This window comes from Benzoatithermus flavus (genome assembly GCF_037908215.1).
GTDB lineage: Bacteria > Pseudomonadota > Alphaproteobacteria > Geminicoccales > Geminicoccaceae > Benzoatithermus > Benzoatithermus flavus.
The window spans coordinates 39,341-60,553 of the sequence record NZ_JBBLZC010000013.1; the positions used below are offsets into that span (position 1 = coordinate 39,341).

The 21,213-nt window shown below is 69.9% G+C and carries 23 protein-coding genes; 13 read left to right on the top strand and 10 right to left on the bottom strand.

All coding sequences use genetic code 11. The features are described 5' to 3' along the window. Positions 1 to 23: 23 nt before the first annotated feature. Genes U1T56_RS13810 through U1T56_RS13820 form a run of 3 tightly spaced genes read right to left on the bottom strand, consistent with a single transcriptional unit; the run spans position 24 to position 1,947 of the window. Positions 24 to 1,022 carry a CorA family divalent cation transporter gene (locus U1T56_RS13810; protein WP_418160068.1) on the bottom strand — a complete coding sequence of 333 codons (999 nt, stop codon included), beginning with the start codon at positions 1,020 to 1,022 and terminating at the stop codon, positions 24 to 26. Between the two features lie 3 nt (positions 1,023 to 1,025). Beyond that, positions 1,026 to 1,301 (bottom strand): hypothetical protein, encoded by a 276-nt coding sequence (locus tag U1T56_RS13815; RefSeq protein ID WP_418160069.1) that lies wholly within the window; start codon positions 1,299 to 1,301, stop codon positions 1,026 to 1,028. A gap of 4 nt (positions 1,302 to 1,305) precedes the next feature. Next, positions 1,306 to 1,947: a nitroreductase family protein gene (locus tag U1T56_RS13820; RefSeq protein WP_418160070.1), complete on the bottom strand. Its 642-nt coding sequence runs from the start codon at positions 1,945 to 1,947 to the stop codon at positions 1,306 to 1,308. 135 nt (positions 1,948 to 2,082) lie between these two features. Here U1T56_RS13820 and U1T56_RS13825 point away from each other — a divergent pair, with 135 nt between their 5' ends. The 11 genes from U1T56_RS13825 to U1T56_RS13875 all read left to right on the top strand — a co-directional run bounded on the left by U1T56_RS13825 (position 2,083) and on the right by U1T56_RS13875 (position 14,629). Then, a complete protein-coding gene (locus U1T56_RS13825; protein ID WP_418160071.1) occupies positions 2,083 to 2,511 on the top strand; it encodes a MaoC family dehydratase in 429 nt (142 codons plus the stop codon). 84 nt (positions 2,512 to 2,595) lie between these two features. Then, on the top strand, positions 2,596 to 3,546 hold the full coding sequence (locus U1T56_RS13830) for a bifunctional riboflavin kinase/FAD synthetase (RefSeq protein ID WP_418160072.1): 951 nt from the start codon (positions 2,596 to 2,598) through the stop codon (positions 3,544 to 3,546). Between the two features lie 15 nt (positions 3,547 to 3,561). After that, complete coding sequence (gene ileS, locus U1T56_RS13835; RefSeq protein ID WP_418160073.1) at positions 3,562 to 6,381, top strand: isoleucine--tRNA ligase; 2,820 nt, start codon at positions 3,562 to 3,564, stop codon at positions 6,379 to 6,381. 3 nt (positions 6,382 to 6,384) lie between these two features. After that, entirely contained in the window at positions 6,385 to 6,864 is a 480-nt protein-coding gene (lspA, locus tag U1T56_RS13840; RefSeq protein WP_418160074.1) for a signal peptidase II, read from the top strand. After that, complete coding sequence (locus tag U1T56_RS13845) at positions 6,861 to 7,403, top strand: DUF3035 domain-containing protein (protein WP_418160075.1); 543 nt, start codon at positions 6,861 to 6,863, stop codon at positions 7,401 to 7,403. Before lspA ends, U1T56_RS13845 begins: the two co-directional genes overlap by 4 nt. Positions 7,404 to 7,419: 16 nt before the next feature. Further along, the gene (locus U1T56_RS13850; RefSeq protein WP_418160076.1) at positions 7,420 to 8,772 is read left to right on the top strand and encodes a M16 family metallopeptidase; all 1,353 of its coding nucleotides are present in this window, start codon (positions 7,420 to 7,422) and stop codon (positions 8,770 to 8,772) included. 52 nt (positions 8,773 to 8,824) lie between these two features. Further along, positions 8,825 to 10,111 carry a M16 family metallopeptidase gene (locus U1T56_RS13855; protein ID WP_418160077.1) on the top strand — a complete coding sequence of 429 codons (1,287 nt, stop codon included), beginning with the start codon at positions 8,825 to 8,827 and terminating at the stop codon, positions 10,109 to 10,111. Positions 10,112 to 10,355: 244 nt separating this feature from the next. Continuing rightward, entirely contained in the window at positions 10,356 to 11,411 is a 1,056-nt protein-coding gene (locus tag U1T56_RS13860; RefSeq protein ID WP_418160078.1) for an adenylate/guanylate cyclase domain-containing protein, read from the top strand. Positions 11,412 to 11,500: 89 nt separating this feature from the next. Further along, positions 11,501 to 13,288, top strand: coding sequence for a DNA mismatch repair endonuclease MutL (gene mutL / locus U1T56_RS13865; protein ID WP_418160079.1), 1,788 nt, complete (start codon positions 11,501 to 11,503; stop codon positions 13,286 to 13,288). A 157-nt stretch (positions 13,289 to 13,445) separates the two neighbouring features. Beyond that, positions 13,446 to 13,784, top strand: a complete 339-nt coding sequence (gene fdxA / locus U1T56_RS13870) for a ferredoxin FdxA (protein WP_418160080.1) — start codon at positions 13,446 to 13,448, stop codon at positions 13,782 to 13,784. A 341-nt stretch (positions 13,785 to 14,125) separates the two neighbouring features. Next, on the top strand, positions 14,126 to 14,629 hold the full coding sequence (locus tag U1T56_RS13875; RefSeq protein ID WP_418160081.1) for a CarD family transcriptional regulator: 504 nt from the start codon (positions 14,126 to 14,128) through the stop codon (positions 14,627 to 14,629). Between the two features lie 87 nt (positions 14,630 to 14,716). Here U1T56_RS13875 and U1T56_RS13880 read toward each other — a convergent pair whose 3' ends face one another. From U1T56_RS13880 to gshB, 3 genes are all read right to left on the bottom strand, one after another. After that, positions 14,717 to 15,118 carry a dihydrofolate reductase gene (locus U1T56_RS13880; RefSeq protein ID WP_418160082.1) on the bottom strand — a complete coding sequence of 134 codons (402 nt, stop codon included), beginning with the start codon at positions 15,116 to 15,118 and terminating at the stop codon, positions 14,717 to 14,719. A 125-nt stretch (positions 15,119 to 15,243) separates the two neighbouring features. Further along, positions 15,244 to 15,468: a DUF2283 domain-containing protein gene (locus tag U1T56_RS13885; protein ID WP_418160083.1), complete on the bottom strand. Its 225-nt coding sequence runs from the start codon at positions 15,466 to 15,468 to the stop codon at positions 15,244 to 15,246. A 261-nt stretch (positions 15,469 to 15,729) separates the two neighbouring features. Then, positions 15,730 to 16,698, bottom strand: coding sequence for a glutathione synthase (gshB, locus tag U1T56_RS13890; RefSeq protein WP_418160084.1), 969 nt, complete (start codon positions 16,696 to 16,698; stop codon positions 15,730 to 15,732). Between the two features lie 133 nt (positions 16,699 to 16,831). Between gshB and U1T56_RS13895 the strand changes: the two genes are divergently transcribed. Further along, positions 16,832 to 17,197, top strand: coding sequence for a histidine triad nucleotide-binding protein (locus U1T56_RS13895; RefSeq protein WP_418160085.1), 366 nt, complete (start codon positions 16,832 to 16,834; stop codon positions 17,195 to 17,197). Here U1T56_RS13895 and U1T56_RS13900 read toward each other — a convergent pair. From U1T56_RS13900 to U1T56_RS13910, 3 genes are all read right to left on the bottom strand, one after another. Next, positions 17,194 to 17,586: a VanZ family protein gene (locus tag U1T56_RS13900; RefSeq protein WP_418160086.1), complete on the bottom strand. Its 393-nt coding sequence runs from the start codon at positions 17,584 to 17,586 to the stop codon at positions 17,194 to 17,196. The two genes, U1T56_RS13895 and U1T56_RS13900, sit on opposite strands and share 4 nt — an antisense overlap. A gap of 89 nt (positions 17,587 to 17,675) precedes the next feature. Further along, positions 17,676 to 19,202 carry a bifunctional metallophosphatase/5'-nucleotidase gene (locus U1T56_RS13905; RefSeq protein ID WP_418160087.1) on the bottom strand — a complete coding sequence of 509 codons (1,527 nt, stop codon included), beginning with the start codon at positions 19,200 to 19,202 and terminating at the stop codon, positions 17,676 to 17,678. A 110-nt stretch (positions 19,203 to 19,312) separates the two neighbouring features. Further along, on the bottom strand, positions 19,313 to 19,744 hold the full coding sequence (locus tag U1T56_RS13910; protein WP_418160088.1) for a rhodanese-like domain-containing protein: 432 nt from the start codon (positions 19,742 to 19,744) through the stop codon (positions 19,313 to 19,315). A 126-nt stretch (positions 19,745 to 19,870) separates the two neighbouring features. Here U1T56_RS13910 and arsN2 point away from each other — a divergent pair, with 126 nt between their 5' ends. Continuing rightward, positions 19,871 to 20,701, top strand: coding sequence for an arsenic resistance N-acetyltransferase ArsN2 (gene arsN2 / locus U1T56_RS13915; RefSeq protein ID WP_418160089.1), 831 nt, complete (start codon positions 19,871 to 19,873; stop codon positions 20,699 to 20,701). 22 nt (positions 20,702 to 20,723) lie between these two features. Here the strand turns inward: arsN2 and U1T56_RS13920 are convergent, their stop codons facing one another. Further along, on the bottom strand, positions 20,724 to 20,972 hold the full coding sequence (locus tag U1T56_RS13920) for a DUF2312 domain-containing protein (protein WP_418160090.1): 249 nt from the start codon (positions 20,970 to 20,972) through the stop codon (positions 20,724 to 20,726). Between the last annotated feature and the right edge of the window lie 241 nt (positions 20,973 to 21,213).

Below are 21,213 nucleotides of genomic sequence, written 5' to 3' on the forward strand. Positions count from 1 at the left end.
CAAGCGCCGCAGCACCGGTTCCGCTACAGCCAGCCGCGGCGTTTGAAGAGGAGGTAGGAGACCAGCGCCGAGAGCGCCATGAGGCCCAGGGCCCAGGCATAGCCGTAATGCCAGCCGAGCTCGGGGATGTCGTGGAAGTTCATGCCGTAGACGCTCGCCACCAGCACGGGCGGGGTGAGCAGCACGCTCACGATCGTGAGCATGTAGATCGCCTTGTTCTGCTGGATGTCGATCAGGCCTACCGTGGCGTCCAGGATGAACTCCATGTTGCCGGCGAGAAACGCGTTGTACTCGGCGGCGGCGCGCAGGTCGGTCTCGACCGCCTTCAGGCGCTTGTGCAGCCCCACCTCCTGGGCGTGCTCCCCGGCGAACGCCGCGAGCCGCAGCAGGCTCTGCACGCACTCGCGCAGTTTGGCGGCACGCGCGTGTTCCATGCCGATATCCTCGATCGCTTCCTGCAGCCGGTCCGTATTCCGGCCGAGCGGCAGACGGCGAGTCCCCTGGCGCCGGGCGTTGGCGCCGCCCCGGTGGAACACGGCCCGGCCCAGCCGGTCGAGCCGGTGCCCGACCTCTTCGAGCTGGTCGGCGACCCGGTCGACGATCGCTTCCAGCAGGGCCGCGAGCAGGCCACTGGCATCGTCGGCCTCGATCTCGCCGCTGGCGTAGCGCTCGATGAACGGGTCGAGCGCTTCCGCCCGGCCGTAGCGCACGGTGACGAGGCGCTCGCCGGTGCGCACGAAGGTTATCGGGATCGTGTCAGCCGGGTCCGGGTGCGGCCCCACCGGCACCAGCGCGCTCATCAGGAGCGTGCCGTTGCGCGCGACCAGCCGGTCCGAGGCCTGGATGCCGCCCGCCTCCTCGCGCGTGGGCACGGCGATGCCGAGCGCTCGCTCGAGCGCGCTCTCCTCCTCCGGGGTCGGGGTGACGAGGTCGATCCAGGCCGCCTCGCGCGGCAGGCCCTGCGACAGATCGGCCGCGAGCGGGCGGAGGCCCCCGGCGCCGATGGCGTAGAGGCGCAGCACGCCTCACCACCAGTAACGGCCGTAGTAGGGCGGCGGAAAGCGCACGTCCTGCTCGATCCAGCTCAGGCGCCGCTCGACCGCATCGAGCCGCTCGTTGGTCTGCTGCAGGAGGAGGCACAAGCGGAACTCGGGCGTGCTCTCGCCGATGCCGGCCTGCTGGCAGATCGCCGTGTGGCGAGCCAGGGCCTGCTCCGGCGTTTCCGGCTGCGGCAGGGCGGCGCAACCGGCGAGCGCCATCGCGACGATCAGGAGGAAGAGCGATGCGAGCAGGTAGCGCATGGCGTCAGCCCTCCATGGCGGGCGGCCACGCCTGCACGATGTCCTCGATGCCGCCCCTGGGTGCCGCTCGATGCTCCGCGGCGTAGCTGCCGAGATAGAGAAAGCCGATGATCCGGTCCGCAGGCCCGAGCCCGAGTCCCGCCTTCACGCCTTCGTCGTAAGCCTGTCTGCCGGTCGCCCATTTGGCGGCGAAGCCCAGCGCATGGGCAGCGAGCAGCATGTTCTGGGCCGCCGCCGCTGCCGCGGCGATCTGCTCGATGGCCGGGATCTTCGGATGGTCCTGCTCGACCTTCGCGACCACGATCACGATCACGGGCGCCCGCAGAGGTGCCGTGCGCTGCTTCTCGATCTCCTGCGGCGAGACATCGAGAGCAGCCCGCCGCACGCAGGCCGCGAACAGCTCGCCGAGACGCGCGCGGCCCTCGTCCTGCACGACGAGGAAGCGGAACGGGCGCAGCAGGCCGTGGTCGGGGGCCGCGGCGCCGGCTGCGAGGATCCGCCGCAGCTCCACCGCATCGGGCCCGGGGGGGCCCATCTTCGCCGGCGGGACGGTGCGGCGGGTGAGGATGGCGTCGAGCGCGTCCATGAGCCGATTCCAGGTGATGGCGAGCAGGACGAGGCTGGCCATTCCCGAGAGCGCGGTCAAGCCGCCCTGCCGCATGAGCGTCCGGCGAGGCGCACGCGCTCCCGTGCGTCGCTTGCAGGCTTGATTCATCCGCGGCATAGAGGGATGGTGCGGCGCAGCAAAACGGTGCGCGGCAGGCGCTTGGAGAGCTTCCCTATGGCCCTCGACGGGTACTACATCGACGATCTCGAGGAAGGCATGAGCGCGGTGTTCGGCAAGACGATCACCGACGCCGACATCCTGATGTTCGCCGGCGTGTCCGGCGACACGAACCCGGTGCACCTCAACGAGGAGTTCGCCGCCGGGACCGCGTTCCAGGGCCGGATCGCGCACGGCATGCTGACCGCGAGCCTGATCTCGACCGTGCTCGGCACCAAGCTGCCGGGGCCGGGCTGCATCTATCTCGGCCAGAGCCTGAAGTTCCTCGCCCCGGTGCGCGCCGGCGAGACGGTGCGCGCCGAGGTCACCATCAAGGCGATCGACCGCGAGCGCCGTCGCGTCACGCTCGAGACCGTGTGCAAGGTCGGCGGCAAGAACGTGCTCGAGGGCGAGGCCCTCGTCATGGTGCCGCGCCGCCCGGCCTGAGCCCCGAAGCTCCGCCCCGCGGCTCTGTCCGCGGGGCAGCTTTGGCCCTTTACAGGGTCGGTGCCGCATGGGACATAGCCCGCCATGCGCATCCACCGTGATCACGCCAGCCTCCCGGCAGCGGCGCGCGGTGCCTCGGTTGCGATCGGCAACTTCGACGGGGTCCATCGCGGCCACCGCGAGGTCATCCGTGTGGCCGCCGACCATGCTCGCGCCCTGGGCCGGCCCCTGGGCGTGATCACGTTCGAGCCGCATCCGCGCGAGGTGCTGAACCCCGCCGAAGCGCCCGCCCGGCTGACACCTTTGCGCCGCAAGGCGCGGATTCTGCGCGACCTCGGCGTCGAGCATCTCTACGTGCTCCGCTTCGACGCGCGCCTGATGCGGGTGCCGGCCGCCGCCTTCGTCAACGAAATCCTCGTCGGCGAGCTCGGGGTCGCCGCCGTTACCACCGGCCGCGACTTCCGCTTCGGCCACAAGCGCCAGGGCGATGTCGCGCTGCTCGCCGCCCTTGCCGCCGGGCACGGGATTCCGGTCAGCGCCGTCGATCCCGTCACCTTCGAGGGCGACGTCTGCTCCTCGACCGCGATCCGCGCGGCTCTGGCCGAGGGGCGGATCGCGCACGCCAACGCCATCCTGGGCTATCCTTACGAGCTCGACGGCGTCGTGCGCCCCGGCGACCGGCGCGGCCGCACGCTCGGCTTTCCGACCGCCAACGTCCATCCGCTCGCCCGCCGGCCGATGCTGCCCGCGCACGGTGTGTATGCCGTGAAGGCGGGCCTGCGGCGCGGCGGTGGCACGGTCTGGCACCCGGCCGTGGCCAATCTCGGCCGCCGCCCCACCTTCGATGGCAAAGGAACCCTGCTCGAGGTGCACCTTCTGGAAGGCGGCGGCGATCTCTACGGCGAGCGTCTGCGCGTGGCCTTCCTCGAGCGCCTGCGCGGCGAGGAGAAGTTCTCCTCGATCGAGGCGCTCCGTGCCCAGATCGCACGCGACTGCGAGCGCGCCCGCGCCGTCCACGCTCTCATTCCTGCCTGACGTCCGGCTCCGACGATGAAGAACGATTACCGCAACACGGTCTTTCTGCCGCGCACCGACTTCCCGATGAAGGCCGACCTGCCGAAGCGGGAGCCGGGCATCGTCGAGCGCTGGGAGCGGATCGGCCTCTACGGCAGGCTGCGCGCGGCCGCCGCCGGGCGCGAGAAGTTCGTCCTCCACGACGGCCCGCCTTACGCCAACGGCCACATCCACATGGGGACGGCGCTCAACAAGATCCTCAAGGACATCGTCAACCGCAGCCAGCAGATGCTGGGCAAGGACGCGCCCTACGTTCCGGGCTGGGACTGCCACGGGCTCCCGATCGAGTGGCAGATCGAGCAGGAGTACCGCAAGAAAGGCAAGGACAAGGACGCCGTGCCGGTGGCGGACTTCCGCCGCGAATGCCGCGCCTTCGCCGAGCGCTGGATCGACGTGCAGCGCGCGGAGTTCAAGCGCCTGGGCGTCGTCGGCGACTGGGCCAATCCCTACACGACGATGGCGTTCGAGGCCGAGGCGGGCATCTTCCAGGAGCTCGCGAAGTTCCTGCTCGACGGCTCGCTCTACCGCGGCAAGAAGTCGGTGATGTGGTCGGTGGTCGAGAAGACCGCGCTCGCCGAGGCCGAGGTCGAGTACCACGACCACACCAGCACCACGCTCTGGGTGAAGTTTCCGCTCGTTCGTCCGAGCCGCCCCGAGCTCGAGGGTGGCTCGGTCGTGATCTGGACCACGACCCCCTGGACCATCCCGGCGAACCGGGCGGTGGCCTATGGCGCCGGGATCGTCTATCGCGTGGTCGAGGTGGGCGAGGTCGCAGAGGACAGCCTCGCCAGGCCCGGCGAGCATCTCGTGATCGCGAGCGAGCGCCTGGCCGAGGTCGCCGATGCGGCTGGCATCCTGACGCACAGGACCTTGCGCGAGTTCATGGGCGCGGATCTCGCCGGCAGCATCGCCCGCCACCCTCTGGCCGGGCTGGAAGGTGCCTACGATTTCGAGGTCCCGCTGCTGCCGGGCGACTTCGTCACCACCGAGCAGGGTACGGGCCTCGTCCACGTGGCGCCCAGCCACGGCGAGGACGACTTCCTCCTGGGCCAGGCCTATGGCCTCGACGTGCCGGACACGGTGAGCGAGGACGGCCACTACACCGAGCAGGTGCCGGGCTTCACGGGCATCCACGTGTTCAAGGCCGCCGAGCCCGTGATCGAGGCGCTGAAGGCGCACGGCACCCTCCTTGCCCGCGGCAAGCTCGTCCACAGCTATCCCCATAGCTGGCGCTCGAAGGCGCCGCTGATCTTCCGTGCCACCGCCCAGTGGTTCATCCCGATGGACGGCGAGGGACGCCTGCGCGAGAAGGCACTCGCCGCCATCGACGCCACGCGCTGGGTCCCGGAGCGTGGCCGCAACCGCATTCGCGCCATGATCGAGACCCGCCCCGACTGGTGCGTCTCGCGCCAGCGCACCTGGGGCGTGCCGCTCGCGGTGTTCGTGCATAAGCAGACGGGCGAGGTCCTGCGCGACCCCGAGGTCGTGGCGCGCATCGCCGCCGCCTTCCGGGAGGAAGGAGCGGATGCCTGGTGGACCCGCGACCCGCAGACCTTCCTCGGCGACCGCTACCGGCTCGAGGACTACGAGAAGGTCGACGACATCCTCGACGTCTGGTTCGATTCGGGCTCGACGCACGCCACCGTGCTCGAGCAGCGGCCCGAGCTGAAATGGCCGGCCTCGCTCTATCTCGAGGGCTCGGACCAGCACCGTGGCTGGTTCCATTCGAGCCTCCTCGAGAGCTGCGGCACGCGCGGCCGCGCCCCTTACGAGTGCGTGCTGACCCACGGCTTCGTGGTGGACGCCGAGGGGCGCAAGATGTCGAAGTCCCTGGGCAACGTGGTCTCGCCCATCGACCTCATGAAGACCCACGGTGCCGACATCCTGCGGCTTTGGGTCGTGAGTGGCGACTACGCCGAGGACATCCGCATCGGCAAGTCGATCCTGGAGAGCGTCGCCGACACCTACCGGCGCCTGCGGAACACGCTGCGCTATCTTTTGGGCAACCTCGCCGGCTTCACCGAAGAGGAGCGTCTGCCGCACGCCGAGATGCCGGAGCTCGAGCGCTGGGTGCTGCACCGCCTCGCCGAGCTCGACGAGCTCGTGCGGCAGTGCAACCGCGACTTCGACTTCCAGCGTCTCTACAACGCGATCCACCATTTCTGCGCCACCGACCTCTCGGCGTTCTATTTCGACGTCCGTAAGGACTCGCTCTACTGCGACCGGCCCGACAGCATCCGCCGTCGCGCCGCGCGCACCGTGCTCGACGAGCTGTTCCGCCGGCTCGCCGCCTGGCTCGCCCCGGTTCTCGTCTTCACGACCGAGGAAGCCTGGCTCACCCGCTGGCCGGAAGCGGAGAGCGTGCATCTCGAGCTGTTCCCGGAGACGCCCTCCGCCTGGCGCGATCCGGCGCTCGGCGAGAAGTGGGAGCGCGTGCGCCGTGTGCGCCGGGTCATCACCGGCGCCCTCGAGCTCGAGCGCAAGGAGAAGCGGATCGGTGCCAGCCTGCAGGCGGCTCCGGTCGTCCATGTCGGACCCGAGGACCGGCGAGCGCTCGCCGGGCTCGACCTCGCCGAGCTCGCGATCACGAGCGGCATCGCGCTCGGGGAAGGGGAGCCGCCCGAGCATGCCTTCACCCTCGAGGACGTGCCGGGTGTGGCCGTGGTTCCGGCCCTCGCCCCGGGCGAGAAGTGCGAGCGCTGCTGGCAGATCCTGCCCGAGGTGAGCGAGCACGACGACGGGCTCTGCAACCGCTGCCGCGATGCCGTGGCGGCGCTCGCGGCGGTCCAGGCTTAGGCGATGCGGCACGGCACCGGCCTGCTCCTGGCGCTGGGCGTCCTGGTTCTGGACCAGGCGACCAAGTGGCTCGCCATCGAAGGGCTCGCCGACCGGCCGCCCTTGGCGGTAGCGCCCTTCTTCAACCTGGTCCTGGTCTGGAACCGCGGCGTCAGCTTCGGGATGCTCGCGGGCTCTGGTGCCTGGGCGCTGACGCTCGTGGCGGCGGCGATCGGCGCCTTCCTCGTCGTCTGGCTCTACCGCGAGAGCAGAAGCGTCACCCGCGCCGCCTTGTGGCTGGTGCTCGCCGGTGCGGTCGGCAACGTGATCGACCGGGTCCGCTTCGGTGCGGTCGTGGACTTCCTCGACTTCCACGCTTTCGGCTATCACTGGCCGGCGTTCAACGTCGCCGACAGCGCCATCGTGATCGGCGCCGGCCTGATCCTCCTCGACAGCCTCGTGCTGTCGCAACGCGCAAACCCGCTCGGGCGAGGGGAAAGATGATCCGCTCAGAGAGGCTCGCAGCCGTTCTCACGCTCATGGCCATAGGTCTCGCCGGCTGCGGCGGTGGCACCGTGGCCGAGAGCCTGGGCATGGGCAAGCGCAGCCCGGACGAGTTCCAGGTGGTGCGCCGGGCGCCTCTGGTGCTACCGCCCGACTACAATCTCCGCCCGCCGGAGCCGGGCGCCCCGCCTTCGCAGCAGCAGGACACGGCTGCGCAGGCCGAAGCGCTCCTGATCGGCCGGGCGGCCGAGAGGCGACCGGCAGCGCCCACCGCCCAGAGCCCCGGCGAGCAGGCGCTGGTGGAGCAGAGCCCGGTGCGGGCGGAGCCCAACATCCGCGAGGTGCTCCTGGCCGAGAACCAGGACCTCATGAACCTCGACGAGGGCCGATTCCTCTTTATCTTGAACTGGCAGAAGAAGAGCCGCCAGCCGCAGGAGCCGGTGATCGATCCGGTGGCCGAGGCGAAGCGGCTCGCGGCTGCCGGTGCCACGGGCAGTGTCGTTACCATGCGCACCGGGAGCCGGCCGCTGTCGCAGTGACGGGAGATCTCGGATCATGATCCAGCCGCGTTCCATGGTACCCGTCACCGGCATCGGGCTGCACCCCGAGAGCGCTTCCGCACCCTCGGGCGTGTTCCATCCCGAGACCTTCGGCCTCGACAACGGCATGGAGGTCGTGGTGGTCTCGAACCATCGTGCCCCGGTCGTGGCGCACTGGGTCTGGTACCGGGTCGGCAGCGCCGACAGCCCCTTGGGCAAGTCCGGCCTGCCGCACTTCCTCGAGCATCTGATGTTCAAAGGCACGAGGGAGATCCCGCCCGGCGAGTTCTCGAAGATCGTGGCGCGGCACGGCGGCAACGACAACGCCATGACCAGCTACGATGCCACGGCCTACTATCAGATGATCGCGAAGGACCGGCTCGAGCTCGTCATGGCGATGGAGGCGGACCGGATGGTCAACCTCGATCTTTCCGACGAGCACGTCTATCCCGAGCGCGACGTGATCCTGGAGGAGCGCCGCTCCCGAGTCGACAACGAGCCGAGCTCGCTCCTGGGCGAGCAGCTCATGGCGGCGCAGTACCTGCACCACCCCTATCGCCTGCCGGTGATCGGCTGGTTCCACGAGATCGCGAGCTACACCCGCGAGGATGCGCTCGACTTCTACCGCCGCTGGTACACACCCAACAACGCCATCCTGATCGTCGCCGGCGACATCACGGCCGAGGAGCTCAGGCCGCTCGCCGAGCGCACCTACGGGCGGATCGCCCCGCGCGAGCTGCCGCCGCGCGTGCGCGTCGCCGAGCCGCCGCAGCACGCCGAGCGCCGGGTCGTGCTGCATCACGAGCGCGTCCGCCAGCCCAGCTTCGTCCGCTCCTATCTCGCACCCAGCTTCAACTCGGAAGGCAAGGAGCACGCCTACGCGCTCGAGGTCCTGGCCGAGATCCTGGGCGGCGGCGGCACCAGCCGCCTCTATCGCTCGGTCGTGGTCGAGGAGGGCCTGGCCGCCGGGGCCGGCGCCTTCTACCGCGGCATCAGCCTCGATGCGACCACGTTCCGCCTCTATGCGAGCCCGCGACCGGGTGTCGACATGGCAGCGCTCGAGGCCGCCATGGACCGGCAGGTGGAGCGGGTGCTCGAAGGCGGCGTGGAGGCGGCCGAACTCAAGCGCACGAAGCAGCGCATGTTGGCGGAAGCCGTCTATGCCCGCGACTCCCTGGGGGGGGCTGCCCGGATCTTCGGCTCGGCCCTGACCTCGGGCCTCGGTGTTACCGACGTCGAGGCCTGGCCCGCGCGCATCGCCGCGGTGAGCGAGGAACAGGTGCATGCGGCCGCGCGTTTCGTCCTGCGCCGCGAGCATGCGGTGACGGGCCTGCTCCTGCCGGCCCGCGCTGCCAACCCGAGCACGTGAGCAAAGGTCCCGCCTTGAGCCAGCCCGTCACCCGCCCGTGGGCGACCGTCGCATGCTGACCGATCTGATCGCCGCCGCCGACTTCGGCGTGCCGAGCACCGCCGCCAAGGTCGAACCGGTGGTGAGTGCCACCGGGATCAAGGCCTACCTGATCCACGAGCCCTCGATTCCGTTCCTCTCGCTCGCCCTCTACTTCACGGGCGGCGGCGCCACCGATCCCAGGGGCAGGGAGGGGCTCGCCTTCATGACGGCGGGCCTCCTCGACGAGGGTGCCGGCCCCCACGACAGCCAGGCCTTCCGCAGCGAGCTCGAGGACAACGCGATCCGGCTCTCGTTCGATGCCGACCGCGACGGCTTCTCGGGCGAGCTCAAGACCTTGAGCGAGAAGCGCGAGCACGCCTTCGAGCTTCTCCGGCTCGCCGTCACCGCGCCCCGCTTCGACCCGGAGCCCGTGGAGCGGATCAGGAGCCAGATCCTGGCCGATCTCCGCCGGCGCGAGACCGATCCCGATTACCTCGCGGCGCGCACCTGGTTCGCCGCGGCCTTTCCGGGCCACCCTTACGCCCATCCGACCCGCGGCTATCCCGAGACGGTGCGGGCGATCACCGCCGAGGACTGCCGGCGCTTCGTCGCCTCGCGGCTCGCGCGCGACAATCTCGTGGTCGGTGTGGCGGGCGACATCACGGCCGAGGAGCTGAGGGTCCTGCTCGATGCCACCTTCGGCGATCTGCCGGCCGAGAGCCGCCGACCGGAGGTGCCGAAGGTGCAGCCCAGGGTCGGCAGCACCGAAGTGGTGCGGATGGCGATCCCGCAGAGCGTGGTGACGTTCGGCCACGGCGGGATCGAGCGCAAGGATCCGGACTACTATGCCGCCTACGTCGCCAACTACATCCTGGGCGGCGGCGGGTTCAGCTCGCGGCTGATCGAGGAGGTGCGCGAGAAGCGCGGGCTCGCCTACTCGGTCTACTCCTACCTCTACGATCTCGACGCCGCGCCTCTGTGGATCGGCGGGGTCGCCACCAACAACCAGCAGGTCAGGCAGTCGATCGAGCTCGTGCGCCAGGAGCTCGCCCGCATGGCGAAAGGCGACATCGGCGAGACCGACCTCAGGAACGCGAAGACCTATCTCACGGGCTCGTTTCCCTTGCGTCTCACCAGCAACGACCAGATCGCGAAGACGCTGGTCGGCATGCTGATCGACGATCTCGGCCAGGACTATCTCGAGCGGCGCAACGACTACATCGCCGCGGTGACGCTCGAGGACGTGTGCCGGGTGTCCAGGCGCCTGTTCTCGGGCGAGCTGCTCGTCTCCGTGGTGGGCGACCCCGAGGGGCTCTGAGCGTGGTGTCTCCCGCCTTGCTGGCTATGCCCATGACCCGCCGCCTGCCCGAGATCATGCTAGAGCCGTTTTCAGGCGGGGTTTCTCCGGTGTCCTGGCCGGCCTTGGAGCCGGCCATCCAGGCGGGGGCTGGATGACCGGGCCCTTGCCCGGTCATGACCCAAGAGACAATGCTCCCGACCCGCCCGAAGCCGGCTCTAGACTAGGCACTGGCCCCTACTCCATCCCAGGGCCGGAGAAGCCTATGGCACCATCCCGTGACGAGCGCAGGCTCGCCGTCATCCTCGTGGCGGACATCGCCGGCTATGCCCGGCTGATGGAGGAGGACGAGGCCGGCACGCTGCGGCGCTGGCGCGCCGTGCGCCGGAATCTGGTCGGGCCTCTGCTCGCCCGGCACGAGGGCCGGCTCGTCAAGCTGACGGGCGACGGGTTCCTCGCCGAGTTCGCGAGCGTGGTCGCCGCGCTCGACTTCGCTCTGGCGCTTCAGGAGGGAATTGCGGCGCAGGAGGCGGATCTGCCCGCCGGTTGCCGCCTGGGCCTGCGGATCGGCCTTCATCTCGGCGAGGTGGTGGTCGAAGGCGAGGATGAGGATCTCTATGGCGACGGGGTCAACGTCGCCGCGCGGCTCGAAGGCCTGGCCGAGCCCGGCGGGCTCGTCGTTTCGGGTGCGGTCTTCGACCAGCTCAAAGGTGCGCTCGCCCGGCGGTTCGTGAGCCTGGGCGAGCGGCATCTGAAGCACATCGCCCGTCCGGTCCGCGCGTACCGGCTGACGGAGGAAGCGGCAGCACTCGATGCCGAGGACAGCCGTTGCCACCGGATCCTGGCCGAGATCTGCCTGCACGCGCGCCGCTTCCAGCTCGCCGACCGGCATTCCGAGCGCGCGGTCGCGCTCAACCCGAACGACGCGCAGAATGCCGCCTTCCGCGCCTACGTCCTCATGTTTCTCGGGCGGCCCGAGGAGAGTGTTGCTCTGATCGCCTCGGCCATCCGCCGCGATCCGTTCCATCCCGGCTGGTTCATCGGCACCCTCGGGCGGGCGCTGCATTTCGCGGGCCGCCATGAGGAGGCCTTCGAGGCCTACCAGCGGGTCGGGGCGGCACGCTTCTTCGATTACGCATACCTGGCAGCCTGCTGCCACCGTCTCGGCCGGACGGAGGAAGCAGCGTCGTACGTCGCGCGCACCCTCGAGGCCAAGCCCGACTTCGCGGCCAATGGCTGGCTCGCGACCTTGCCCTTCCGCCACGAAGCGGATCGCAAGCGCTTCCGCCAGGAGATGCTGGCGGCGGGCCTGCCGCCCTGATCATCCTCCGGTATCGGCGAGCACGCCGCTCGGCTCCGCTCTCCCGCCTCTTCCGTTAAGCCGGCATCGTGTCTACCTTCGCGTCAACCATGCCGATGATCCGCCGCCTGCCCGAAGCCGTCGCCAACCGCATCGCCGCGGGCGAGGTGGTCGAGCGCCCGGCTTCGGTCGTGAAGGAGCTGGTCGAGAACGCAATCGATGCCGGCGCTTCCCGCATCGAGGTGGCGCTGGAGGCCGGGGGCAAAGGCCTCGTCCTCGTCATCGACGACGGCTGCGGCATGGCGCCGGACGACCTGCCGCTCGCTGTCGAGCGCCATGCCACCTCGAAACTCGCCGACGACCAGCTCGTCCGCATCACCACCTTGGGCTTTCGCGGCGAGGCGCTGCCTTCGATCGCCTCGGTGAGCCGGCTCCGGCTCGTGAGCCGCACGGCCGCGATGGCCGAAGCCTGGGCGCTCGAGGTCGCGGGCGGCGAGCCCGGCCGGCCCGCGCCGGCCGCAGGGCCGCGCGGTACCCGCGTCGAGGTGCGGGATCTCTTCTTCAAGGTACCGGCGCGGCTCAAGTTCCTCCGCTCCGACCGCAGCGAGGCCGAGGCCGCCGAGGAGGTCGTCCGGCGTCTCGCCCTTGCCCGGCCCGAGCTCGCCTTCGCGCTCCAGGTCGACGGCCGTCCGGTCTGGCGCGCGGAGCCGGGGGGTGGCGGGCCGTTCGCCGATGCGCTCCTGCACCGTCTGGGCACGGTCATGGGCCGCGAGTTCGTGGCGAACGCGGTTGAGATCGACGCCGAGCGCGAGGGCATCCTGCTCCGGGGCTTCGTCGGCCTGCCGACCTTCAGCCGCAAGGACGCGCGCCAGCAGCATCTCTTCGTCAACCGCCGGCCGGTGCAGGACCGGCTGCTGAAGCAGGCCCTGCGTGCCGCCTACAGCGACCTCCTGTTCCACGACCGCCAGCCCGTGGCCGCCCTCTTCCTGGAACTGCCGCCCGAGCTCGTCGACGTCAACGTGCATCCCGCCAAGGCCGAGGTGCGCTTTCGCGATCCCGGCCTCGTGCGCGGCCTCGTGGTGGGCGCCTTGAAGCGGGCGCTGGCCGAGCACGGCCACCGCAGCGCCACCAGCACGGGCACGGCCACGCTCGGCACGTTCCGTCCGGGAACGAGCGCCGTGCCGGCGGGCCGCGCCGGGCGCAGCGGCCTCGCCGAGACCGGGCCGGCCTTCACGCCGGCCGCGGCCCAGGCGGCGCTCGTCGTGGCCGCACCCTCGGCCAGGGCCGCGCCCGAGCCGGAGCCCGCAGCCTCCCGGTTTCCTTTGGGCGCCGCCCGCGCCCAGCTCCACCGCACCTACATCCTGGCCGAGACCGAGGATGCGGTGATCCTGGTCGACCAGCACGCGGCGCACGAGCGGATCGTCTACGAGCGGCTCAAGGCCGAGCTGCGCGCCGGCGCCGTCAGGCGCCAGATCCTCCTCATCCCCGAGGTGGTCGAGCTCGATCCGGCCGAGCAGCGCCGCATCACCGCACGGGCAGGGGAGCTCGCCCGCCTCGGCCTCGTGGTCGAGCCGTTCGGCGCGGGGGCGGTGCTGGTCCGCGAGGTTCCGGCGATTCTGGGCGAGATCGCCGTGGACCGGCTCCTCAAGGACATCGCCGGCGATCTCGTCGAGCTCGACCAGGCGCTCGGACTCGAGGAGGCGCTCGAAGCCGTGCTCGCCAGTGTCGCCTGCCACGGTAGCGTGCGCGCCGGCCGGCGGCTCCACGTCGAGGAGATGAACGCGCTCCTGCGCCAAATGGAAGCGACCCCCTACTCGGGGCAGTGCAATCACGGCAGGCCGACCTATATCGAGCTCAAGCGCGAGGACATCGAGCGCCTGTTCGGGCGACGCGGCTGACGAAAGCGCTGGCGGTGCCCGGATCCTGCCGATATGGTCTCGCCCGAGCGCGCCCCCTTCGCGGGTGCCGGGCGACCTGCCCCGGCCGGAGCTGGCTCCTCCATAGCCGAGCGGACCGGGTCGGGTCCCAGCCGAGCCTCTTGGAGCGGAGAGATCGATGACCTACGTGGTCACCGAAGCTTGCATCAAGTGCAAGTACATGGATTGCGTCGAGGTCTGCCCCGTGGACTGCTTCTACGAGGGGGCCAACATGCTCGTCATCAACCCGGACGAGTGCATCGACTGCGGCGTGTGCGAGCCGGAATGCCCGGCGGAGGCGATCCTGCCGGACACGGAAGCCGAAGCCGAAAAATGGCTGGAACTCAATCGGGAATACAGCAACGTCTGGCCGAATATCACTCGAAAGGGGGTGCCGCCCGAGGATGCCGACGAGCACAAGGGCGAGCCCGGCAAGTTCGAGAAGTATTTCAGCTCCGAACCCGGCAAGGGCACCTGAGCCACTCCGATCCGGCGGCCGCTGCGGGCAGGGGCGGCGGGACCGCGACCATTCGACGCCCTCTGCTGCATCCCGGCTCTGCGTCCCGTGATCGTCAGGACGCTGGAAATTTGCCACAATTTGTGCTAATTATCACACATCAACGGGCGTAGAGGGTTCCACGCTCGGTCCTTGTCGTTCGTAACGTCGACGCTACGTCAGCTCCCTTCCTGCTGCTCCGCCCCGATCGGTCCGTGCCTCTGACCGGTAGGGCGGATAGCGCTGCGGCGTACGGGTATAGTGGTGGGCTCCGGCCGCATGTGGCATGGGCCGGGGCTGCCGGGTTCGGGAGAACAAGCCTGATGGCCACGAAGAAGCTTGCGTTCGCTGCCGGTGACTACATCGTCTATCCTTCGCACGGCGTGGGTCGTATCACGGGGATCGAGCGCCAGTCGATCGCCGGCATGGAACTCGAGATGTACGTCGTCTCGTTCGAGAATGAGCGCCTGATCCTGCGTGTTCCCGTCGATAAGGCGGCCAAGTCCGGCATGCGGAAGCTGAGCTCGCGCGAGAAGATCACGAGCGCGCTCGAGGCCCTCAAGATCCGCACCCGGCCGCGGCGCAACGTCATGTGGAGCCGTCGGGCGCAGGAGTACGAGGCGAAGATCAACTCGGGCGATCCGGTCTCGATCGCCGAGGTGGTGCGCGAGCTGCACAAGGCCGAGGATGCCGAGCAGTCCTACAGCGAGCGCCAGATGTACCGTGCTGCGCTGGAGCGGCTCGCCCGGGAGGTCGCGGCGATCGAGAAGATCGACGAGGCCGAGGCGAGCCGTCGCCTGGAGCAGGTGCTGCTCAAGGCGGCCTGAGCCTCCGAGCGCAAGCGAGCCTTTCCGAAGGGGCGGGTATGGTGCCCGCCCCTTTTGCTTGGGCCGCCTCTCGTTTCAGGATCGGGGCTACCCGCCGGTTCCGCACAGCCAGGCCGGGTCGAACCACCGGTCGGCCGGTCCGTCGTAGGGCAGGCGCGTGATGTCCCAGATCCGGATCAAGGGGGCATAAGCGGCCCAGACCGCCGGCCCACCGCCGACGAAGACGATGCGATCCGGGAAACGGGCGATCACCTCCTCCGGCTGCATCGACGAGCGGATCTCGACGATGGTGCGCTCCTGATGCGCGAAGGCCGGGATCGAGCGGTAGGTGACGGGCCCCACCAGCAGCACGTGTCCCCGCGTCATCTCCCAGAAGCGCCGCACATCGGCAGCATATTCGGGTGCCTGCTCGCCTTCCCAGGGCATCCGCCCCGTGAGCCCGAGCTGGCCCCGCCTGCCGATCGCGCACATCGCGCGCACGTCTGCCATGATCCGTCCTCCTGTCCGGCCGGGAGAGCTCGATGGCCCGGCAGAAGCCGGTGCCGGCTCGACTTCACGCGGCGCCGTCGAGGCACAGCGGCTCGCGGATCAGCTCCGTGATCACGCCGCTCGCCTCACTCCGCCGCTGCCCGCTTCGTAAGCCTCGGCACCACCTCGAGCTCGACGCTGGTCGGTTCCGCCACGCGCTGCGAGGCGTCCAGGATCTCGAGACCGACCAGGAGGCCGTCGGCGTCGTAGTCGAGAATGACGCCGGACCGCTCCTCCTCGCCCGCCTTCACCGGCACGTCGCGCAGCGTGATGGTAAGCGTGTCGGTCTCGACGTCGTAGAGCACCTTCATGGCTTCGCTCCGTAGCGCCGGAACTGCGTGGTAGCATAGATCGAGACGACCGCAGGGGGCGAGTCGTCGTAGTCGACGACGAGCCGCAGGAGCATGGTGGCTGGCGGGTCGCACCGATCGTCAGCACACGCTGGTGGACTCGGCGCTCCGGCCGGTTCGCTGGCAGGATCGTATCGGGAGCTGCGAGCGTCGCCTGTACATCGCTCTCGCGAATGCCGCGTTTCGCCATCTGCCGCCGTGCATGCGGCGTGAGCCGGAAGCTCACGTCGGCAGCGCGTGCTGCTTCTTCCGGTTGACCTTGCTCTCGATCACGTCCCAGATCCGCCCTTCGAGGTTGACCCCGTCGAAGCGGTCGATCTCCTGCAGGCCTGTGGGCGAGGTGACGTTGATCTCGGTGAGATAGTCGCCGATCACGTCGATGCCGACGAAGATCAGGCCGCGCTCCTCCAGGGTGGGACCGATCATCTCGCAGATCTCGTGGTCGCGGCGGGTGAGCTGAGCCTTCTCGGCCCGGCCGCCGACATGGAGGTTGGCCCGGGTCTCCTCCTTGGCCGGCACGCGGTTCACCGCACCCGCGGGCTTGCCGTCGATCAGGATGATGCGCTTGTCGCCCTGGCGGATCTCCGGGATGTAGCGCTGCACCATCAAGGGCTCGTTGAGATAGGTCTGGAACAGCTCGAACAGGCTGCCGAGATTGGTGTCCTCGGGCCGGAGATGGAACACGCCGGCCCCGCCGTTGCCGTAGATGGGCTTGATGATGATGTCGCCGTGCTCGCGCCGGAACGCCTTGATCTCCTCGAGGTCGTAGGTGATCAGCGTCGGCGGCATCAGCTCGGCGAAATGGGTCACGAACAGCTTCTCGGGCGCGTTCCTGACGTGGTGTGGATCGTTCACCACGAGCGTCTCGGGATGGACCCGGTCGAGCAGGTGCGTGGCCGAGATGTAGGCCAGGTTGAAGGGCGGGTCCTGGCGCATCAGCACGACGTCGAGCGTCGCGAGGTCGATGATCTCGGGCGCACCGAAGCTGACATGGTTACCGCGCTCGCGGCGCACCTCGAAGGGCCGGGCCTTCGCGACCACCCGGCCGTTCCGGTAGCTCAACTGCTTGGGCAGGTAGTGATAGAGGCCGTGACCGCGCCCTTGCGCCTCCAGCGCCAGGGCGAAGGTGCTGTCCGTGTCGATGTTGACGGTCTCGAGCGGGTCCATCTGGATCGCGACGGCGAGCGACATCCTTCCCCCGTATCAAGTTGACAGGTGCGTCACGGCGCTGCGGCGAGGCCTGCTGTTTGGCAGCCGGGCCCCGGCTTGACAAGGGGGCCGGCCCGTCGCTTCAAGGGCGCTCTCAACGGCGAGGAGGTGCCCCATGGCCTACGACCGGAACAACGTGTTCGCCCGCATCCTGCGCGGCGAGATCCCGTGCCGCAAGGTCTACGAGGACGAGTGGGCGCTGGCCTTTCACGACATCAACCCCTTGGCCCCGGTGCACGTCCTCGTCATCCCCAAGGGCGAGTACGTCTCGATGGCCGACTTCACCGCCAACGCCCCGGCCGAGGCGGTGGCCGGCCTGTTCAGGGCGGTGGGCAAGGTGGCCGAGATCCTGGGCGTGGTCGAGAGCGGGTATCGCATCCTCGCCAACCACGGCGCCAACGCGCACCAGGAGGTGCCACACCTCCATGTCCATCTGTTCGCGGGAGCACCTCTGGGGCCGATGCTGAAGAAGATCGTCTAGGCCGGCGCGGCTCGGCGGCGCCGCAAGGGGGCGATCACCAGCACGAGCCACAGGAGCGCGGCAGTCGCCCCCACGGCCGCGCCCGCACTGTCGGCGAGGAAGTCGTAGATATCCATGCTGCGTGTCGGGACGAAGTCCTGTGCCACCTCGACGAGTCCGCCCATCAGGATCGCGAACAGCGTCCAGCACAGGATGCCGCGGCGCTCGTGGGCGAAGCTCGCGACAGCGGCGGTCATCACCGCATAGCCCATGAAGTGGAGGAGCTTGTCCGAGAGGCCGAACGGCGTCCCGGTCATGGGCTCCAGCGATTCCACAAGCACGATCGCCCAGCCCAGGCACCAAAGGCTGAACAGCACCATCCGCGTGCGCGCATCGATCAGGATTCGCAAGGCATCACCTTTCCGGCCATGGGCGCAACCGCTAGCGCCTCGCCGACGGGCGGTCAAATCACCCGCCGGTGTACGACGGCCATCCGGCCTCAGTCGATGCGCCGGATTCGCCCCTCCACCTTCGGCGCCACCGTGCCGCCGAGCGCCGTCACGTAGTTCATCACCGTCGAGGCCATCAGCGTTCCCGCCGAAGGGTCGATCAGCACCTTGCCGTGTGCCAGGCTCGCGAAGCCGTCGCCGCCCGCGAGCATGTAGTCGTTGGTCGCGACCTTGTACGTCCTCGCGGGATCGAGCGGCGCGTCGCCGATCGTGACCTCCCCGACCCGCGCCCCCGGTGCCGCCTTCGGGTCGAAGGCGAAGCGAAGACCCGACACTTGCGGGAACCGGCCGGCCCCGTGCTCGACCTGCGACACGCCGTTCTCGAGCGCTGCCAGGAGATCCGCCCCTTTCAGCTCGATCAGCACCGTGACGTTGCCGAACGGCAGCTCGGAGAGGATGTCCTTCCTGGTGAGCACGGTCCCGGCCGGATAGGTCCGGTCACCGCGAATGCCGCCGCCGTTGACGAGGCCGATATCGGCCCCGGTCGCGGCCCGGATCGCGTCGGCGATCAGGTTGCCCATGTTGGTCTCGGCCGTGCGAACCGCGTTGCGGCGGCTGTCGAGTTCGACCGCGGTCCGGCCGACCGGCGCGCCGAGCTCCGCATCGAGCTGCTTCTCCCACCTCGCCACCACCGCCTGCACCTCGGGGTCGGGCGTGACGCCTGCCGTCGGCACGAAGCGCCAGGAGGGCGTCCAGGTCACGACCTCCTTGTCCTTCTGCTTCACCCGATCGACGACGAGATCGACCACGGCGAGGTAGCGCAGATCGGAAGCCGCCTTCACGATCAGCTTGCCGCCCTCGTAGAAGCTCGAGGCGTCGTGGTCGTGGCCGCCCAGCACGACGTCGATCCCTTCGACCGCGGCCGCGAGCGCCCGGTCCTCGGCCAGATCCTGATGGGTCAGCGCCACGACGATGTCGGCTCCCATCGCCTTCAGCCGCTTCACGGCCGCCTCGGCGGTGGCCTTCGGGTCGGCGAAGGCGAGGTCGGGCCCGGGCGCGGAGAGGGCGGGGGTCTCGGTGTCGAGAATGCCGAAGAAGCCGATCCTGTAGCCGCCCGCCTCCCTGATCTCGAGCTCGCGCATGCCGAGCGGCGCCAGCCTGCCGTCCTTGCCCAGGATGTTGGTGCCGAGCCAGGGAAAGCGGGATTCCTGAAAACGCTCCGCTGCGACCTCGGGGCCGAAGTCGAACTCGTGATTGCCGGGCACGGCCACCTGCACGCCGATGGCGTTGGTGAGCTCGATCATCTGCCGGCCCCTGGTCAGGCCCGAGAGCACCGAGGGCGAGATCAGGTCGCCGCCGAAGGTGGTGATGGCGGCGGGGTTCCGCTGCCGCTCGGCCCGGAGCAGGGTCATGAACGGGGCGAACCCGCCAGCACCCTTCTCGGGAGCGATCTCGTAGGCATCGTTGGCGTGCAGGAAGGTGATGGTCACGGGCGCCGCCAGGGCGGCGGACGCTCCAACGAGCAGGAGCGCCGCTGCAGCGAGCGGTGCCGTCACCAGGAGAGCTCGGCGCTTCATTTCGTCGTTCCGCCTCTCGTCGGTCCAAGTGGTGCAGAGGTTGGCTGCAGCCATCGACCGAGGCAAGCGCTGCCGCATCTGCCGGCACGGGGGCCGGCGCTCGTGCGGGCTCAGCGTTCCACCGGCAGCCCACGCGCGATCCAGCCCGGCCCGAGACTGCTGCCCAGCATGCCCTCGCCGACCACGAGCACCTGGCTGAAGCCCTGGCTCGCGAGCAGCTTGGCGGCGAACATGGCGCGCTGCCCGTTGGCGTCGATCAGCGCCACCGGCCGCGCCTTGTCGTTGCCGGCGGCGGCCGTCACTTCGGCGACGAAGCCGTTGCGGAACACCATGTCGTCGCCCTGGAGCGGCACCGCCACCGCCCCTTTCGGCCGGCCGGTCTCGGCCACCTCCCTGGGCGTGCGGATGTCGATCAGCACCCCGCCGACCCCTTGCACGCCCTGTCCGGTCGGCGCGTCGACGATGGGTGCCTGCGCCGATGCCGGCTGCGCTGCTGCGAGCAGCCCGGCCACGGCGAGCGCGCGCCAGAAATCCTTCCTCAAGGGCCCGTCCTCCCCGTTCGTTCGCGTGCGCGAGAGCTAGCACGAGAGCGGCCATGGCGCGCAAGCCCGTGCCGGCGCGGCGGAAGCCCGCTAGAACCAGGGAAAGGCCACCATCCGACGGGCAGCATGACCATCACCCTCTACCACAACCCCGACTGCGGCACCTCGCGCAATGTCCTGGCCGTCCTGCAGCGGACCGGTCAGCCTCTCGCGGTGATCGAGTACCTGAAGGACCCGCCTTCGCGCGGGACGCTTCAGGATCTCCTGCATCGCCTGCAGATGCGGCCGAAGGATCTCGCCCGCCGTCGCGGCACGCCGTTCGCGGCGCTCGGCCTCGCCGATCCGGCCACCGGCGACGATGCCGTCCTTGCCGCGATGCTGGAGCACCCGATCCTGATCAACCGGCCGATCGTCGTCGCCGGTGCGCGGGCGGTCCTGTGCCGGCCGTCCGATCTCGTCTTCGACCTCGTGCCGCCCCCGCCCGGCGAGGACCTGCATAAACAGGATGGCAGCCTTTGGCTGATCGACGGCCCGCTGCCGCCGGACGACCCCGATCTCGGCACGGCACTCGCCGCAGCCGGGCTGCTGGTGGCCGATCTCGCGGAAGCCGGGAACCGTGCCTTCTTCGCCTACCGCACCACGGGCGGCCGTCTCGTCGGCTATGCCGGGCTCGAGCTTCTGGGCGAGGACGCGCTGCTACGCTCGCTTCTGATCCTGCCGGCATGGCGCGGCCAGGGGCTCGGCCGTGCGGCCACGGCGCTGGCCCTGCGCCGCGCCTTCGACTTCGGCGCCCGCCGTGCCTGGCTGCTCACGACCGATGCCGTGGATTTCTTCGCGAGAGCCGGATTCCAGCGAGCGGACCGGGCCGCCGCGCCCGCTGCGGTGCGGGCCACCCGGCAGCTCGCGGGCCTGTGCCCCGCCTCGGCCGTCCTGATGCAGCGCGCCATCGAGCCCTGAGCCCCGGTGGGGCGCCGCAGGCTCACATCATGCCGAGCGCCGCCATGTAGACCTCGAGCAGTTCCTCCTCCTCCTTGCGCTCGTGCGGCTTCTTCCGGCGGAGCTGCAGGATCTTCCTCAGGATCTTGACGTCGAAGCCCTCGCCCTTCGCCTCGGCCAGGACTTCCTTGATCTGCTCCTGCACCGCGCGCTTCTCGTCCTCCAGATTCTCGATCCGCTCGACGAAGCTGCGCAGGCGATCCGGCGTGATGCCGGCGACGTCGTCGGCCATGGGCCCTTTCCCCTCCAGTCGGCGCTCGCGACGGGCGAGCGCCGCCTTCTACGCGGGATCGCGTCGGATGTGCAGTCTTGACAGCCGCATCACATCGGATCGCCCGTGATCTGCCGCGAGGGACCGCGCGACGGGCGGGACTCGCGGCAGCCGGCCGAACGCGGCCGCGCTCAGGTGCCGCCCCCCGGCAGCCAGGTCTCCGGCTCGGCGGCTCGGTCCCGTGCCCGCGCGGCCGTCGTCG

Coding starts and splice junctions, on each gene's coding strand:
- U1T56_RS13860 (WP_418160078.1), top strand. CDS start 10,356: ATGGCACCATCCCGTGACGAGCGCAGGCTCGCCGTCATCCTCGTGGCG.
- arsN2 (WP_418160089.1), top strand. CDS start 19,871: ATGACCATCACCCTCTACCACAACCCCGACTGCGGCACCTCGCGCAAT.
- U1T56_RS13875 (WP_418160081.1), top strand. CDS start 14,126: ATGGCCACGAAGAAGCTTGCGTTCGCTGCCGGTGACTACATCGTCTAT.
- U1T56_RS13905 (WP_418160087.1), bottom strand. CDS start 19,202: ATGAAGCGCCGAGCTCTCCTGGTGACGGCACCGCTCGCTGCAGCGGCG.
- U1T56_RS13830 (WP_418160072.1), top strand. CDS start 2,596: ATGCGCATCCACCGTGATCACGCCAGCCTCCCGGCAGCGGCGCGCGGT.
- U1T56_RS13825 (WP_418160071.1), top strand. CDS start 2,083: ATGGCCCTCGACGGGTACTACATCGACGATCTCGAGGAAGGCATGAGC.
- U1T56_RS13855 (WP_418160077.1), top strand. CDS start 8,825: ATGCTGACCGATCTGATCGCCGCCGCCGACTTCGGCGTGCCGAGCACC.
- U1T56_RS13815 (WP_418160069.1), bottom strand. CDS start 1,301: ATGCGCTACCTGCTCGCATCGCTCTTCCTCCTGATCGTCGCGATGGCG.
- lspA (WP_418160074.1), top strand. CDS start 6,385: ATGCGGCACGGCACCGGCCTGCTCCTGGCGCTGGGCGTCCTGGTTCTG.
- U1T56_RS13845 (WP_418160075.1), top strand. CDS start 6,861: ATGATCCGCTCAGAGAGGCTCGCAGCCGTTCTCACGCTCATGGCCATA.
- U1T56_RS13895 (WP_418160085.1), top strand. CDS start 16,832: ATGGCCTACGACCGGAACAACGTGTTCGCCCGCATCCTGCGCGGCGAG.
- ileS (WP_418160073.1), top strand. CDS start 3,562: ATGAAGAACGATTACCGCAACACGGTCTTTCTGCCGCGCACCGACTTC.
- U1T56_RS13920 (WP_418160090.1), bottom strand. CDS start 20,972: ATGGCCGACGACGTCGCCGGCATCACGCCGGATCGCCTGCGCAGCTTC.
- U1T56_RS13885 (WP_418160083.1), bottom strand. CDS start 15,468: ATGAAGGTGCTCTACGACGTCGAGACCGACACGCTTACCATCACGCTG.
- fdxA (WP_418160080.1), top strand. CDS start 13,446: ATGACCTACGTGGTCACCGAAGCTTGCATCAAGTGCAAGTACATGGAT.
- gshB (WP_418160084.1), bottom strand. CDS start 16,698: ATGTCGCTCGCCGTCGCGATCCAGATGGACCCGCTCGAGACCGTCAAC.
- U1T56_RS13880 (WP_418160082.1), bottom strand. CDS start 15,118: ATGGCAGACGTGCGCGCGATGTGCGCGATCGGCAGGCGGGGCCAGCTC.
- U1T56_RS13850 (WP_418160076.1), top strand. CDS start 7,420: ATGATCCAGCCGCGTTCCATGGTACCCGTCACCGGCATCGGGCTGCAC.
- mutL (WP_418160079.1), top strand. CDS start 11,501: ATGCCGATGATCCGCCGCCTGCCCGAAGCCGTCGCCAACCGCATCGCC.